We start from the raw sequence: 15071 nt of genomic DNA, 5'->3' as shown, positions 1-15071 counted from the left end.
GTGACACAGCGATTCGACGCGATCATCGTCGGCGCCGGTCAGGCCGGGCCACCACTGGCCGGCCGGCTCACCGAGGCGGGGCAGAAGGTCGCCGTGATCGAGCGCAAACTCGTCGGCGGCACCTGCGTGAATTACGGCTGCATACCGACCAAGACGCTCGTCGCCAGCGCACACGCCGCCCATCTGGCGCGCCGCGGTGCCGAATACGGTGTCGGTACAGGCGAAGTCAGCATCGACATGGCAAAAGTCAAGGCGCGCAAAGACAAAATCGTGCTCGGCGACCGAGACGGTGTCGAATCCTGGCTCAACGGCATGGACGGCTGCACGTTCATCCGCGGCCACGCACGTTTCGAGGACCCGCACACGATTCGCGTCGACGACCACGTACTGCGCGCCGACCGGATCTTTCTCAACGTCGGCGGCCGCGCCGTGGTACCCGACCTGCCCGGCCTCTCCGACATCGACTACCTGACCAACGTCGGCATGCTCGAACTCGACACGGTCCCCGAACATCTCGTCATCGTCGGTGGCAGCTACATCGCGCTCGAGTTCGCGCAGATGTACCGCCGCTTCGGGGCCCGTGTCACCGTGCTCGAGAAGGGTCCCAGGTTGACGTCGCGTGAGGACGAGGACGTCTCCGCCGCGATCAAGGACATCCTGGAAAGCGAAGGCATCGATGTCGTAGTCGACGCCGACGGAATCCGATTCAACAAGACCGCCAACGGCTTCGAGGTGGTCCCCGCCGATGGTGCGGCACCGATTGCGGGGAGCCATGCGCTCATCGCGGTCGGGCGCACGCCCAACACCGACGACCTCGGACTCGACAAGGCCGGCGTCGAAACCGACGCCCGCGGCCATATCGTCGTCGACGACCAGTTATGCACCAACGTCGAGCACATCTGGGCGATGGGCGACTGCAACGGCAAGGGCGCGTTCACGCACACGTCGTACAACGATTTCGAGATCGTCGCGGCCAACCTCCTCGACGACGATCCACGCCGCGTCAGCGACCGGATCACCACCTATGCGCTCTACATCGACCCGCCGTTGGGTCGGGCCGGGATGTCGGTGGCCGAAGTGCGCAAGTCGGGCCGAAAGGCATTGATCGGCAAGCGCCCCATGACAAGGGTGGGGCGCGCGGTGGAGAAGGGGGAGACGCACGGCTTCATGAAGGTGGTCGTGGACGCGGAGACCGAGCAGATCCTGGGCGCGGCGATCCTCGGAGTGGGCGGCGACGAGGTGGTTCACGCCATCCTCGACATCATGACCGCCAAGAAGCCCTACACCGCGATCTCGCGCACGATGCACATCCACCCGACGGTCAGCGAACTGGTCCCTACGATGCTGCAGGAGATGGCGCCGCTCGATTAGAGCCGCGCCAAGTCAAGCGCGAGTGTCGCCACCGCCAACGCGAGAAAGGCCGCCGGGTAGGCGATGTTGCCGAGCACCCGATAGTGGACGTGGAAAGCGACTGCGCCGATGAAGAACAGTACGAGGCCGACCGCCGCCGCGAGCCCGATCACCGGGACACCGAGCAACCCGACGATCAGGCCGGCCGCTCCGGCGGCTTTGAGCACACCCAGCGGTGCGATGGAGCGGTCCGAGAGGTGCACTGCGGCAGCGTTGTCGAGCACGAATTGGGCACGGGCGAAGTCCGCGACGGCCGCCGCGAGGTTGACGCTGGCGGTGACCACCGTGACGACGACGTACGCGGCGGTCAGCATCAGTGAGCCGCCGACGAACCTGCAGGAGACGAAGCCGCTGGAGTGACGGACCGGCCGACCTTGAGTTGGCGGGTCACGATCGCCACCCGCCAGCCGAGGTACCGGCAGGTCTGCACATCGGACGGATGCACCTGGTCGGGGTTGGCGTCGACGTCGGTCTGCGCACCGGCGCCGAGCCAGAAGCCCAGGCGGTTGAGATCGCTGTCACTACTGCCGGAACTGTTCCATCCTGGCCCCAAACCCAAACTGACCCAATGCATATGGTGCTGGGCCGCGAAGACCGCCATCGACACCAGCGTGTTGAGCTTGTCGCCGCTTTTGGCGCCGGAGTTGGTGAACCCCGCCGCGACCTTGTCGCGCCAGTCGCCATTGGCGCACCGCCGCCCGGTCTTCTCGGCGAACGCCTGGAAGCCGGCCGACAGATTACCCATGTATGTGGCGCTGCCGAAGATGATGCCGTCCGCCCCGTCGAGAACGTCCCAATCCGCGTCGGTCATCTGGTCCACGGGCAGCATCGTGACCGCGGCGCCGGCTTCGCGCGCACCAGCGGCCACCGCGTCGGCGAGCGTGGCGGTGTGACCGAAGCCGGAGTGATAGGCGATCGCAATAGCAGGCGCGGCAACATCGGATCCGTTGTGGGACATCTCAGTTCGCTCCCTGCTGCGCGAGTTTGTTCACTTCAAGCCGACGGGTTTCCCAGTCCGGTAACTCGGTGCCCGCCAGATAGGCGGCCAGGCGGTCGAGGTAGGCATGGCTGCCACCGTAGAAGCCCGACGCGTTGCGGACGCTGAGGCCGCGGTGGCTGAATCGCAGCAGCGTGCCCTCTCCGTCGGGCGTCAACTCGTAACGCACCACGCCGTCCTCGACGATGGGCTGCTTCCACTCGTGTTCGAACACGCACGGTGGATCCCAGACCAGAATGCGCCCGGTCATCCGCTTACGTTCGGGGGGCAGCGGCGGATCGGTCGCGACCATCTCGATCGAACCGCCGTCCCGGGCATCGAGCGTCGTCTCGCCGAACCACTGCGCCCGTTGTGCTGGATCGGTGATGGCCGACCACACCGCTTCGATCGGAAAGGGCAGGTGGCGTTCGAAATTCAACACGGCGCGGTCGCCGTCGACCGTCAGCCGGCCGTCGAGTTCGGTCACTGTGACTCCTTGTGCGTGCGTTCCAGGTGTCGCTCGAGAGCGTTGAGGTGATCGGTCCAGTAGCGGCGGTACCGGTTGATCCAAGCGTCGATGGCGACGAGCCCGTCGGCGCGCAACGCATAGATGCGACGTTGCGCGTCCGGCCGGACCTCGACGAGTCCGACCTCGCGCAGCACCCGCAGGTGCCGTGACACCGTCGGCTGGGTCAACTCGGGCAAAGTCGCGACGAGTTCACCCGCCGTGCGTTCGCCGTCGATCAGTTCGTCGAGCAGCGCCCTGCGGCTGGGTTCGGCGACCGCTTCGAAGACGTCCATGCCGATAGTATTGCACTACATCTATATAGATGCAAGTACATATATGCGTTCAGGTGGCCGTTGTGAACGGATTGTGCTCCGCGATCAGCTTCTCGATGCGGGCCTCGTCGAGTCGGACCCTGATGGTGGCGGCTTCCTGCTGGTCGCGGATCACCTTGGCCAGCGTGAACGAACTGGTGACCAGGAAGAGGGCGGTCATCCCGAGAAACAGCCGCTGCCACGAGTCGAGCGGCAGGAAGAGGATTCCGCCGAGCATCCCGAGCAGGCTCACGCCGAAGGCGATGGCGGCCTGGAGAAAGTAAGCGGCGGTGTTGCGCGGGTTGTTGAGTGTGTCCATGTCGCCAGCCTGCAACCGCCGGCGTCAAGTCGGGTAGGTAGAACTACCCGACTTACTCCAAACATTCTCGGCCAAAGTGGCATTCACGAGCGGCGCTGCACCAGCAAGGTCTGCGCCGAGGTGCCGATGAACCCCTGCCGGTCGAACAGGTCCGCGGTCGTCACGCCGATGCCGTCGGGTCCGATGGAGCCACGCGCTCGCACCGCGAAGTCGTTGCCGTGCGGCAGGCGGTGCAGATGGACGGCGGTGTCGGTGTTCATGAAGACGAACCGCCGCGGATCCAGCGCCGCGCCCGCACCGTTGGCGCTGTCGACCACCATCGCCAGGCGCTGGAGGTCCGTCGTCGGCTCCGAATCGACCAGTGGGACAAGGGGACTCATCCAGACCACATTTCCGGTTTCGCCGGTGTCGGGTTGACGCCGCCAGCTCACCGTCTCGAGATATCCCCTCGCGCCCACCCAGTCGTGCGGCACCGGCACAGAATCACCCTCGATCAGCGGGGGATAGCGGTCGGTCACCGCGTCGGCGGTGTCGGTCGTTTTCAACAGCCAGGCGGTGACGCGGCCGACCGCCCGTTGTCCGCCGCCCGCCCTGTCCGCTGACATCTCCGCCACCATCAGCGAGATCCGTGCGCCAGGGCGGTCGACCCAGGCCCGCACCCGCACCCGGGCGACCGGAATTGCGCCCAGGATGTCGAGAGTCAACCGGCCGATGCGCAGACCGGAATCGCCGGCCAACTCCTCGATCCGCTTCGTCATCAATGCAAGCGGCGGTGAGCCGTGCTGAATCTCTGGATCCCAGTTACTGCGGGTGCCGTCGGTGGACTCGAAGACGTCGTACTCGCCCTCGGCGCCGACGCGCCGGTAGTGGCAGTCGATCACGCCGCGGGCTTCGTCGTAGCGCTCAACACCGGCTCCTCGGCGCAATCCGATCCTTCGTCGGGCGCCTCGGGCCAACCGGGATACGGCGGCGGTGTGCCGCCGAACACCGGGCAGTGGGCATGGTGTGCACACCAGTCGCACAGCGCCGACGGATGCGGTCGGAAATCACCTGTGGCGCCGGCATTCTGGATGGCTTGCCAGATCGCGGTCAGGGTCTTCTCGAATCTCATCAGTTCCTCGAGGTCCGGGGTGTAGTCGAGGATCTGGCCGTCGGCCAGGTACAGCAGCCTCAGCCGCGCCGGCAGCACGCCGCGCGAGCGAAACAGCGCCACGGCGTAGAACTTCATCTGAAACATGGCCTTGAACTCGGCCAGCGCCCGAGCCTCCGGCGGCGCCTTGCCGGTCTTGTAGTCGACCACCCTCAGTTCACCGGTCGGCGCAACGTCGATGCGGTCGACGAACCCGCGCAGCAGCGTCCCGTCCTCGAGCTCGACCTCGACACGCTGTTCGCAGCCCTGCGGGTCGAAGCGGGTGGGGTCCTCCAACCGGTAGTAGCCGGCCAACAGGGCCCGCGCCTCGGCCAGCAGCGCCGCCCGCACCTCGGGCGCGAACTCGTCGGCGACGGCTGGTTGCTCGGCGACCACCGTGTCCCAGGCCGGGTCGACAAGCGTCAGCGCAGTTGCAGGACCGCGTTCCGCGGCGGGCAACGCATAAAGCTTCTCCAGCGCGGCGTGCACGACCGAACCGCGAACCTGGGCGATCGACACCGGCTCCGGCAGCCGGTCGATGGCGCGAAAGCGGTAGAGCAGCGGACACTGCTTGAAGTCGGCGGCCCGCGAGGGTGACAGCGCCGGACGCCGCCGCGTCGGCTCACCACGCTCGGTCATGCGCGATCCGCCTTCGGCTTCTCGCTCGTCGGTCATAGGGGCAGCCTAGGACCGAACCCCGACAACCCCGCGCACCAGCGGCGGCGGGTCAACTGGCAGGCTGATGGGCTGTGCCTAGAACCGGTCCGTTCGCCGTCGGCGATCGGGTGCAACTGACCGACGCCAAGGGCCGCCACTACACCATGGTGCTGACCCCGGGCGGGGAGTTCCACACCCATCGCGGCATCATCGCGCTCGACACCGTGATCGGGCTGCCCGAGGGCAGCGTGGTCAAGTCCACCAGCGGTGACCAGTTCCTGGTGTTGCGGCCGCTGCTCGTCGACTACGTGATGTCGATGCCCCGCGGTGCGCAGGTCGTCTACCCGAAGGACGCGGCGCAGATCGTGCATGAGGGCGACATCTTTCCGGGCGCTCGCGTGCTGGAGGCGGGTGCCGGATCCGGTGCGCTGACGTGCTCGCTGCTGCGCGCCGTCGGCCCCGACGGACGGGTGGTGTCGTATGAGGTCCGCGCGGACCACGCCGAACACGCCGAACGCAATGTCGTGACGTTCTTCGGTGCGCGCCCGGCCAATTGGGAGCTGGTCGTGGCCGATCTCACCGAATACTCGGGTCCGGAAGTCGACCGCGTGGTGCTCGACATGCTGGCGCCATGGGAGGTGCTCGGCACCGTGGCCGACGTGCTCGTCGCCGGAGGCGTGCTGATGATCTACGTCGCCACCGTCACCCAGCTGTCGCGAGCGGTGGAGGCGCTGCGTGAACAGCAGTGCTGGACCGAGCCGCGGGCCTGGGAGAGCATGCAGCGCGCCTGGCATGTCGTCGGCCTGGCGGTGCGCCCACAGCACACGATGCGAGGGCACACCGCGTTTCTCATCAGCGCGCGCAAGTTGGCGCCGGGCGCAGTGGCGCCGATGCCGGCGCGACGCAAGCGTCAGATCGGAATCTAGTAGCGATCGCCCAGACCGACGCAATGGTCGAAATCCGCGCGCGGAAACGACCAAAGCGTCGGTTTCGGCGCTCGGTCCGTTCAGTCGGTGCTGCGGCGCAGACCGCGCCGTGCAGAAAGCAGTTCCATCTCCGGCCGCGCCGCCACCAACCGCTCGGCGGCGTCGAGGACCTCGACGACATGTCCGCGGTCGGCGGCCACCAGGGCGACGCCGACATTCGCGCGGCGATGCAGATCCTGAGCGCCGGTCTCGGCTGCCGAGACGGCGAACCGGCGGTGCAGTTCGGCGATCACCGGACGGATCGCAGAGCGCTTCTGTTTCAGCGACCGCACGTCGCCCAGCAGGAGGTCGAATTCGATCCAGCCGATCCACATCGACGGGTCAGGGGGTCGGCGTGGGCGCGGGATTCTCGCCGAGGTGCAGCAGCGCGTCGGCAGTTGCGCGCGTCAGCTGCCAGTGGTTGTCGGCGAAGCGGAACTCCATCGGGAACGTGAAGTCGCCCGCCTGCGGATCGGTGGCCTTGACGGTGATGGTCGCCAGCACGACGTCCGCGCCGTCGGCCCATGAGAGGTCCTTCGCCTCGAAGGTGGCCGGAGCGTAGCCACCATCGCGCAGGGCGGTGGCGAACTTGTCCATCGCCGCGGCGTCGGCGGGTGTGGCGTTCTCGACGAGGTCGAGCTTGTCGGGACCGGGGATGTTGGCGTCGGCGAGCCGCGCGAGGACGTCGGTGAGCGCGTTCGGAGGCGGCAGCGGCGCGATCGTCGACGGCGGTTGCGCGGTCGCCGCCGGCGACGCCTCGGTGGTCGGCGGCCCGACCGGTGCCGGCTCGGTAGGTGGCTCGTCGGCACCACACGCGCATAGCCCGAGCGCCGTCGCGATCGCGACGGCGCTCAGGACTGCGGCACGGGTGGTGCGGTGCACCGGGCTCCTAGCCGACGGACGACAGCAGCGCCATGAGCGACTGCTTGGACATCTGCCAGCCGGTGGGGCTCGGTCCGGGAACGAACTGGATGTTCTGGCTGGCCGTGCCGCCGGTGGCAGCGGTCGCGGTCACGTCGGCCGACACCACGGCCCCGTTCTGGTCGATGTTCGCCACCGAGAAGGTCAACGGGAATTTGCCCTCGGCGGCCGCTTCGCGAAGCTTGCTGTCGGCGAGTCGGCCCTCGATCCGCCCGATCCCACCCTGAACGTACGGCGCCTTACCGGCGGAGGTGCCGCCCGAGCCGAGCGCCTGCAGGGTCTGCAGCAGCGGCCCTTCGAGTTCGGGGGCCGGCGTCTGCGGCATCGGAATGTCCCACACGACCGGGGTGACGGCCGGTGCGGAGGCGACATTGGAGGATGCAATGGATGTCACACCTGCCGCGGCACCGCCGACGACAGCGACCGCTGCGACGCCGGTAACGAGGGATTTCAGGGTCACGATTTTCCTTTCGATGGGCCCAACTCAGCAGAGAGGTTAACAAGTGGTGCTGGAGTGTCGAATTGCTACACCGCACACAATGGCTGAATCGCCGGTAGCGTTGATGTTGTTACTGCACCAACTCTCGGTGCGGGGAGGGGCGCAACATGAGTGAATCAGAGCGTTCTGAAGCCTATCCAGAAGGCTTCGACACCCACGAATCAGGCATGTCCAGCGAGGACGCGGCCGAGCTCGAGGAGCTCCGCCGCGAGGCCGCAATTCTGCGCGAGCAGTTGGAGAACGCGGTCGGCCCGCAGAGCGGTTTGCGCAGCGCCCGAGATGTCCACCAGCTCGAGGCACGGATCGACTCACTCGCCGCCCGCAACGCCAAACTCATGGAGACCCTCAAGGAGGCCCGTCAGCAGCTGCTCGCGTTGCGCGAAGAGGTCGATCGACTGGGACAGCCGCCGAGCGGTTACGGGGTGCTGCTGGGCGTTCAGGACGACGACACCGTCGACGTGTTCACCTCCGGGCGCAAGATGCGGCTGACGTGCTCACCGAACATCGACGCCAAGGCGCTCAAACAGGGCCAGACCGTCCGCCTCAACGAGGCGCTCACGGTCGTCGAGGCCGGCAACTTCGAAGCGGTGGGCGAAATCAGCACGCTGCGCGAGATCCTGTCCGACGGGCACCGCGCACTGGTGGTCGGCCATGCCGACGAGGAGCGCATCGTCTGGCTGGCCGAGCCGCTGGTCGCGGCCGAGCACCTGCCCGAGGGCTACGACGACGACCTCGACGACAGCCGGCCCCGCAAGCTGCGGCCGGGCGACTCGCTGCTGGTCGACACCAAGGCCGGTTATGCGTTCGAGCGCATTCCCAAGGCCGAGGTCGAGGATCTGGTGCTCGAAGAGGTGCCCGACGTCAGCTACAACGACATCGGCGGGCTGGGCCGGCAGATCGAGCAGATCCGCGACGCGGTCGAACTGCCGTTCCTGCACAAGGAGTTGTACCGGGAGTACTCGCTGCGTCCACCCAAGGGTGTGCTGCTCTACGGTCCGCCCGGCTGCGGCAAGACGCTGATCGCCAAGGCGGTGGCCAACTCGCTGGCCAAGAAGATGGCCGAGGTCCGGGGCGACGACGCCCGCGAGGCGAAGTCCTACTTCCTCAACATCAAGGGTCCGGAACTGCTGAACAAGTTCGTCGGCGAAACCGAGCGTCATATTCGGTTGATCTTCCAGCGCGCCCGGGAAAAGGCGTCCGAAGGCACGCCGGTGATCGTGTTCTTCGACGAGATGGACTCGATCTTCCGTACCCGCGGCACCGGCGTCTCGTCGGATGTGGAGACGACGGTTGTGCCGCAGCTGCTTTCGGAGATCGACGGTGTGGAGGGCCTGGAGAACGTCATCGTGATCGGCGCGTCCAACCGCGAGGACATGATCGATCCGGCGATCCTGCGGCCCGGCCGACTCGACGTGAAGATCAAGATCGAACGGCCGGATGCCGAAGCGGCGCAGGACATCTTCAGCAAGTACCTCACCGAGGAGCTGCCGGTCAACGAAGACGATCTGGCGGAATTCGGCGGCGACCGGTCGCTGACCATCAAGGCGATGATCGAGAAGGTCGTCGACCGGATGTACGCCGAGATCGACGACAACCGCTTCCTCGAGGTGACCTACGCCAACGGCGACAAAGAGGTCATGTACTTCAAGGACTTCAACTCCGGCGCGATGATTCAGAACGTCGTCGACCGCGCCAAGAAGTACGCGATCAAGTCGGTGCTGGAGACCGGCAAGCGAGGGCTGCGGATCCAGCATCTGCTGGACTCGATCGTCGACGAGTTCGCCGAGAACGAGGACTTGCCCAACACCACCAATCCCGATGACTGGGCACGGATCTCGGGCAAGAAGGGCGAGCGGATCGTCTACATCCGCACGCTGGTCACCGGCAAGAGTTCGTCGGCCAGTCGCGCCATCGACACCGAGAGCAACCTGGGCCAGTACCTGTAGGTCTCCACATGTCGGGGGACTTGTCGGTGACCGACGGCGTATTCGGCAAGCGCTACGGCGAGGTGCTGCTCGTCGCTTCCACGCCGTCCGGACCCGAGGCCACGGTGTACAACACGTTCCCGCTCAACGACTGCCCGGCGGACCTGTGGAATGCACTCGACGCGCAAGCCATCGCCGCGGAAAACGGTGCGGTCGCCGCACTGCTGAACGGCCCGCGGTACTGGTTGATGAGCAGTATCGGCAAGCGTGGTCGAGACACGTTGGAGCGCAAGGCCTTCGGCGGAATCGAGATGCTGCGGCAAGCCACCGTCAAGCTCGCCGCGATGAACCCGGCGCCGTACCAACTGAACCGGGTGGATCGCAAGGCGGTCTTCACCTTCGACGCCGGACGTGAGATCTACGAACTCGTCGACGCCGACGGCAGGCGGTGGGTCATGCAGACCTACAGCCAAACCGTGGACCCGTCGCTGTCCTTGACCGACCTCGCAGGCCTGGCCGAGCGGCTTTCGTTGCCCACGGGATGGTCCTACCAACCGCGCACGCTCACATCGCCGCTGGTTGTGGACACCACCACCGAGGACGCCTGTGTGACGCAGGACGATCTGGCCAACAGTTACTCACTGCAGGCGTAGGGCTCCGTTTAGAAGTCGACGCACACACGGTCAGTGCGGTCATCGCGCCGGCACGGCCGCCCGGTACCGGTTGCGGGCTGTCAGCGTGAGCCGTAACCCGTCGATCAGCGGGGTGACGAAGCGGTCGCGGTAAGCGTCGTCGCCGACCGCCCGCGCGCTGACGTACATGAACGTCAACGCGCCGAGAAACAGCGTGACCTGGATCAGCGCCTCGGGCACCGGGATCGTCATGCCGAGGAACCGGCCATCGCTGGACCCGTTGCGTGTCCACGCCGCAAGCAGTTCGGGGGAAAGCAGAATCAAGCCCAGTACGAAGAACAACAGCGCCGTGACCACCGCCACCACGAGGATCTGCGCCAGTTGTGACACCGCCAGCACGAAGTACACGTTCAGCCGCTCGGCGCGGCCCAGCGGCTTGACCTCCGCGGGATCCGGCATCGCCGCGAACGGGGTGCCGTCCAGCTTCGCGACGTGTCGCGTGTCCGGTTCGGCCGCGTTGATCATCGGCCGCATCCGGTCGACTGTCACCGACACGACGAATGCCACCGCGACAGCGCCCAGGAACCACAGTGCCAACCACAGCCGGGTGCGCGAGACCGTCGCCGCCATCAGCCACACCGGCGAGTTGAAGAAGACCAGGATGGTCAGCAGCAACACGGGCAGCGCACGCAGCAGCAGCGAGCCCGCCGCAGCGAGATGGCTCAGCGTCACATGAGCGGCCCAACCCAGAATCGAGCCGACACCGGATGCGGTGAGCGCCAACATGACTGCGACGGAAACCGCCACCAGGACCAGATTGTTCGACAGGTACGAACTCGGGCCGCCGAAGACGGCGCCGACGACCGAAACGGCGACGGCGCCCGCCGCGGCGAGCAAGCGACCGCTCTGCGCCACGATCCGTGACACCCACCAGCCGACGGCCGCCGCGACCGGGAGCACCAGCACCAGCAGCGCCAGCACGAACCACTCGGTACGCGTCGGCCGACCGTCGATGTCCACGGCATGTTTGCCGGTCACCGCCACGACCACCACGGAGGTCGCCATCAGAACGGCGAATCCTGCCAGGGCCGGCGCCGACCGGGACCACAGCCGGCGCACCAGGCGGCCCGGCCGCAGCACCGCCGGCAGCCCGTGCGCGAGGAACCAGCGGTCGGCCGCGCGCCGTTGCGCCGCGTCGATCATCGAAGGATCCGCCCCATCGGAAGGCACGGTCGCAGGCTACTTCGCGCCGTCACCTACGCTTGGCGACATGCAACGGATTATCGGAACGGAAGTCGAGTACGGCATCTCGTCGCCGTCCGACCCGACCGCGAATCCGATTCTCACGTCCACCCAGGCGGTGCTGGCGTACGCCGCCGCCGCCGGGATTCAACGCGCCAAGCGCACGCGCTGGGACTATGAGGTGGAATCACCGCTGCGCGACGCCCGCGGATTCGATCTCAGCCGGTCGGCCGGCCCGCCGCCGGTGGTCGATGCCGACGAGGTCGGCGCGGCGAACATGATCCTCACCAACGGCGCGCGGCTGTACGTCGACCACGCCCATCCGGAGTATTCGGCACCGGAGTGCACCGATCCGCTCGACGCCGTGATCTGGGACAAGGCCGGTGAACGGGTGATGGAGGCCGCCGCCCGGCACGTCGCAAGCGTGCCCGGCGCCGTGAAGCTGCAGCTCTACAAGAACAACGTGGACGGCAAGGGCGCTTCGTACGGGTCGCACGAAAACTATCTGATGAGCCGGCAGACCCCGTTCTCCGCGGTGATCGCGGGCCTGACCCCGTTCCTGGTGTCGCGTCAGGTGATCACCGGCTCGGGCCGGGTGGGCATCGGTCCCTCGGGCGATGAGCCGGGGTTCCAGCTGTCGCAGCGCGCGGACTACATCGAGGTCGAGGTCGGCCTGGAGACGACGCTCAAGCGCGGCATCATCAACACCCGCGACGAGCCGCACGCCGACGCCGACAAGTACCGCAGGCTGCACGTGATCATCGGCGATGCAAACTTGTCCGAGACCTCGACGTACCTCAAGCTCGGCGCGACGGCGCTGGTGCTGGATCTGATCGAGGAGGGCATGGAGCTCAGCGATCTCGCGCTGGCCCGGCCCGTGCACGCCGTCCATGTGATCAGCCGCGATCCGTCGCTGCGCGCCACCGTCGCACTGGCCGACGGCCGCGAAGTGACCGCCCTTGCGCTGCAACGCATGTACCTCGACCGGGTGGCCAAGCTCGTGGACAGCCGCGACCCGGACCCCCGCGCCAACGACATCGTCGAGACCTGGGCGAATGTGCTCGACCTGCTGGAGCGCGACCCGATGGAATGTGCGGAGCTGCTGGACTGGCCCGCCAAACTGCGGCTGCTCGAAGGCTTCCGACACCGGGAGAACCTGGGTTGGTCCGCGCCGCGGCTGCATCTGGTCGATCTGCAGTACTCCGACGTTCGGCTGGACAAGGGCCTGTACAACCGGCTGGTGGCGCGCGGATCGATGAAGCGGCTGATCACCGAGCAGCAGGTGCTCGACGCGGTCGACAACCCGCCGACCGACACCCGCGCCTATTTCCGCGGCGAGTGCCTGCGCCGGTTCGGGGCCGATATCGCCGCCGCCAGCTGGGACTCGGTGATCTTCGATCTGGGTGGCGATTCGCTCGTCCGGATTCCGACGCTGGAGCCGCTGCGCGGCAGCAAGGCCCACGTCGGGGCGCTGCTGGACTCGGTGGACAGCGCCGTCGAGCTGGTGGAACAGCTCACCACGTAGATTGCTCTCACCCACGGCCCGAATCGTTCCCACCCACCGCTCGAATCGTTCCCACCCACCGCCCCGGGAGGGCGCTATCGCAGGAATTCCGCGCGGCGACCGGTAATGTGGAGTGACGGCGGGCAGCAGTGAGCCGCCGATGACATACGCAGGAGGCAGCGATGGCTCAGGAGCAGACCAAGCGTGGCGGTGGCGGCGGCGATGACGACGACCCCACCGGCAGCACGGCCGCCGGGCAGGAGCGTCGCGAGAAGCTGGCTGAGGAAACCGACGACCTGCTGGACGAGATCGACGACGTTCTCGAGGAGAACGCCGAGGACTTCGTCCGCGCGTACGTCCAGAAAGGTGGACAGTGACCTGGCCGCACCGCGATCAGCTGGCCTTTCCCACACCTCTACCAGGAGCTTTCTCCGTACCCGTGGACTTGTCGTCCTTTTCTGAACTGCTGCGCCGACAGGCGCCCGAACTCCTGCCCGTCAACGAGCACGCCGTCGCCACGGATGCGCTGCCGCACGGCACCACGATCGTCGCGCTGAAGTACCCCGGCGGCGTGGTGATGGCCGGTGACCGTCGCGCCACCCAGGGCAACATGATCGCCAGCCGAGATGTGCAGAAGGTCTACATCACCGACGACTACACCGCGACCGGCATCGCCGGGACCGCGGCGATCGCGGTCGAGTTCGCCCGGCTCTACGCCGTCGAACTCGAGCACTACGAAAAGCTCGAAGGCGTCGCGCTGACCTTCTCCGGCAAGGTCAATCGGCTCGCCACCATGGTGCGCGGCAACCTCGGCGCGGCCCTGCAGGGGTTCGTCGCGCTGCCGTTGCTCGCGGGCTACGACCTCGACGACGCCAACCCCGAGGCGGCCGGGCGGATCGTGTCCTTCGACGCGGCCGGCGGCTGGAACATCGAGGAAGAAGGTTACCAGTCGGTGGGGTCGGGCTCGATCTTCGCGAAGTCGTCGATGAAGAAGTTGTATTCGCAGGTGACCGATGGGGATTCGGCGCTGCGGGTGGCCATCGAGGCGCTGTACGACGCCGCCGACGACGATTCGGCGACCGGCGGGCCCGACCTGGTGCGCGGCATCTATCCCACCGCGGTGATCATCGGTGCCGACGGCGCCGAGGAGGTGTCCGAAGAGCGCATCGCGGAGTTCGCCCGGCAGGTGATCGAAAACCGTTCGCGCTCTGACACCTTCGGCCCCGACGCCGTCCACCGTTCGACCGACGCGCGGGGAGATTCGTGAGCTTTCCCTACTTCATCTCGCCCGAGCAGGCGATGCGCGAGCGTTCCGAGCTCGCGCGCAAAGGCATCGCCAGGGGACGCAGCGTGGTGGCGCTGGCGTACGCCGACGGCGTGCTGTTCGTCGCCGAGAACCCGTCTCGCTCATTGCAGAAGGTCAGTGAGCTCTACGACAGGGTCGGTTTCGCGGCCGTCGGGCGGTTCAACGAGTTCGACAGCTTGCGGCGCGGCGGCATTCAGCTCGCCGACACCCAGGGCTATGCCTATTCTCGTCGGGACGTCACCGGCCGCCAGCTCGCGAACAGGTATGCGCAGGCGCTCGGCAGCATCTTCACCGAGCAGGCCAAGCCCTACGAGGTCGAGTTGTGCGTCGCGGAGGTCGCCCATTACGGCGAAACGAAACCGCCCGAGATGTACCGCATCACCTACGACGGGTCGATCGCTGACGAACCGCATTTCGTGGTGATGGGCGGTACGACTGATCCGATCACCGCGGCGCTCAAGGAGTCCTACACCGAGAACGCCGGGCTGCAGGACGCCGTGAAGATCGCGGTCGACGCACTGAAGGCCGACGGCAACGGCGGCTCGGAACAGCGCACGCTGGGGCCGTCGACGCTGGAGGTGGCCATTCTGGACGCCAACCGGCCGCGCCGGGCGTTCCGCCGGATCACCGGCCCCGCACTGGAATCGCTGCTCCCGGCCGACGCGACTTCGGAGCCGTCCGAGAGCTCGGGCGACTAGCTGTACTCGGCAGGGACGTTGTTGACGGTTTGGCTGTGAGAAGGGAGGACCTCCGGGCTTAGTGGAGAT

At 67.0% G+C, this 15071-nt stretch carries 19 protein-coding genes; 8 read left to right on the top strand and 11 right to left on the bottom strand.

Features of this window, described 5'->3' with window-relative positions:
- Entirely contained in the window at positions 1-1371 is a 1371-nt protein-coding gene (locus tag AU188_RS13525) for an FAD-containing oxidoreductase (protein WP_059164251.1), read from the top strand.
- Here the strand turns inward: AU188_RS13525 and AU188_RS13520 are convergent.
- The 7 genes from AU188_RS13520 to AU188_RS13490 form a co-directional block, all read right to left on the bottom strand.
- Positions 1368-1721, bottom strand: coding sequence for a DoxX family protein (locus AU188_RS13520; protein WP_156426678.1), 354 nt, complete (start codon positions 1719-1721; stop codon positions 1368-1370). The two genes, AU188_RS13525 and AU188_RS13520, sit on opposite strands and share 4 nt — an antisense overlap.
- 2 nt (positions 1722-1723) lie before the next feature.
- On the bottom strand, positions 1724-2368 hold the full coding sequence (locus tag AU188_RS13515; RefSeq protein ID WP_172799495.1) for a flavodoxin family protein: 645 nt from the start codon (positions 2366-2368) through the stop codon (positions 1724-1726).
- A 1-nt stretch (position 2369) separates the two neighbouring features.
- Positions 2370-2873 carry an SRPBCC family protein gene (locus AU188_RS13510; RefSeq protein WP_059164221.1) on the bottom strand — a complete coding sequence of 168 codons (504 nt, stop codon included), beginning with the start codon at positions 2871-2873 and terminating at the stop codon, positions 2370-2372.
- Positions 2870-3187 (bottom strand): ArsR/SmtB family transcription factor, encoded by a 318-nt coding sequence (locus tag AU188_RS13505; RefSeq protein WP_059102146.1) that lies wholly within the window; start codon positions 3185-3187, stop codon positions 2870-2872. Before AU188_RS13505 ends, AU188_RS13510 begins: the two co-directional genes overlap by 4 nt.
- A gap of 49 nt (positions 3188-3236) precedes the next feature.
- Positions 3237-3524, bottom strand: coding sequence for a YiaA/YiaB family inner membrane protein (locus AU188_RS13500; protein ID WP_059164220.1), 288 nt, complete (start codon positions 3522-3524; stop codon positions 3237-3239).
- Positions 3525-3607: 83 nt separating this feature from the next.
- On the bottom strand, positions 3608-4405 hold the full coding sequence (locus AU188_RS13495; RefSeq protein ID WP_059164219.1) for a thioesterase family protein: 798 nt from the start codon (positions 4403-4405) through the stop codon (positions 3608-3610).
- Positions 4402-5292, bottom strand: coding sequence for a RecB family exonuclease (locus AU188_RS13490; RefSeq protein ID WP_059164249.1), 891 nt, complete (start codon positions 5290-5292; stop codon positions 4402-4404). Before AU188_RS13490 ends, AU188_RS13495 begins: the two co-directional genes overlap by 4 nt.
- 110 nt (positions 5293-5402) lie before the next feature.
- Here AU188_RS13490 and AU188_RS13485 point away from each other — a divergent pair, with 110 nt between their 5' ends.
- A complete protein-coding gene (locus AU188_RS13485; protein WP_059102149.1) occupies positions 5403-6236 on the top strand; it encodes a tRNA (adenine-N1)-methyltransferase in 834 nt (277 codons plus the stop codon).
- Positions 6237-6316: 80 nt separating this feature from the next.
- Here AU188_RS13485 and AU188_RS13480 read toward each other — a convergent pair whose 3' ends face one another.
- Genes AU188_RS13480 through AU188_RS13470 form a run of 3 tightly spaced genes read right to left on the bottom strand, consistent with a single transcriptional unit; the run spans position 6317 to position 7656 of the window.
- Positions 6317-6610, bottom strand: a complete 294-nt coding sequence (locus tag AU188_RS13480) for a DUF503 domain-containing protein (protein ID WP_059164218.1) — start codon at positions 6608-6610, stop codon at positions 6317-6319.
- Positions 6611-6617: 7 nt separating this feature from the next.
- A complete protein-coding gene (lppK, locus tag AU188_RS13475; protein ID WP_059164217.1) occupies positions 6618-7157 on the bottom strand; it encodes a lipoprotein LppK in 540 nt (179 codons plus the stop codon).
- A 7-nt stretch (positions 7158-7164) separates the two neighbouring features.
- Positions 7165-7656, bottom strand: a complete 492-nt coding sequence (locus tag AU188_RS13470) for an MTB12 family secreted protein (RefSeq protein ID WP_059164216.1) — start codon at positions 7654-7656, stop codon at positions 7165-7167.
- A gap of 146 nt (positions 7657-7802) precedes the next feature.
- On the opposite strand from AU188_RS13470, the gene arc reads away from it, so the two are divergent.
- Positions 7803-9641: a proteasome ATPase gene (arc, locus tag AU188_RS13465; protein ID WP_059164215.1), complete on the top strand. Its 1839-nt coding sequence runs from the start codon at positions 7803-7805 to the stop codon at positions 9639-9641.
- Positions 9642-9649: 8 nt separating this feature from the next.
- Complete coding sequence (locus tag AU188_RS13460) at positions 9650-10273, top strand: hypothetical protein (RefSeq protein ID WP_059164214.1); 624 nt, start codon at positions 9650-9652, stop codon at positions 10271-10273.
- 39 nt (positions 10274-10312) lie between these two features.
- Here AU188_RS13460 and AU188_RS13455 read toward each other — a convergent pair whose 3' ends face one another.
- The gene (locus AU188_RS13455; RefSeq protein WP_059164213.1) at positions 10313-11455 is read right to left on the bottom strand and encodes a hypothetical protein; all 1143 of its coding nucleotides are present in this window, start codon (positions 11453-11455) and stop codon (positions 10313-10315) included.
- Positions 11456-11522: 67 nt separating this feature from the next.
- On the opposite strand from AU188_RS13455, the gene dop reads away from it, so the two are divergent.
- The 4 genes from dop to prcA all read left to right on the top strand — a co-directional run bounded on the left by dop (position 11523) and on the right by prcA (position 15002).
- Positions 11523-13019, top strand: a complete 1497-nt coding sequence (gene dop, locus AU188_RS13450; RefSeq protein WP_059164212.1) for a pup deamidase/depupylase — start codon at positions 11523-11525, stop codon at positions 13017-13019.
- 161 nt (positions 13020-13180) lie between these two features.
- Positions 13181-13375, top strand: a complete 195-nt coding sequence (locus AU188_RS13445; RefSeq protein ID WP_059102157.1) for a ubiquitin-like protein Pup — start codon at positions 13181-13183, stop codon at positions 13373-13375.
- Entirely contained in the window at positions 13372-14265 is an 894-nt protein-coding gene (gene prcB, locus AU188_RS13440; protein ID WP_059102158.1) for a proteasome subunit beta, read from the top strand. The genes AU188_RS13445 and prcB overlap by 4 nt, the downstream gene beginning before the upstream one ends.
- Positions 14262-15002, top strand: a complete 741-nt coding sequence (gene prcA, locus AU188_RS13435; protein WP_059164211.1) for a proteasome subunit alpha — start codon at positions 14262-14264, stop codon at positions 15000-15002. Before prcB ends, prcA begins: the two co-directional genes overlap by 4 nt.
- Positions 15003-15071: the final 69 nt, after the last annotated feature.

Origin of the sequence: Mycobacterium sp. IS-3022 (genome assembly GCF_001500065.1) — a bacterium.
Classification (GTDB): domain Bacteria; phylum Actinomycetota; class Actinomycetes; order Mycobacteriales; family Mycobacteriaceae; genus Mycobacterium.
The sequence above is the reverse complement of the archived record's forward strand: the minus strand, read 5'-3'. Positions and strand labels throughout refer to the sequence as shown.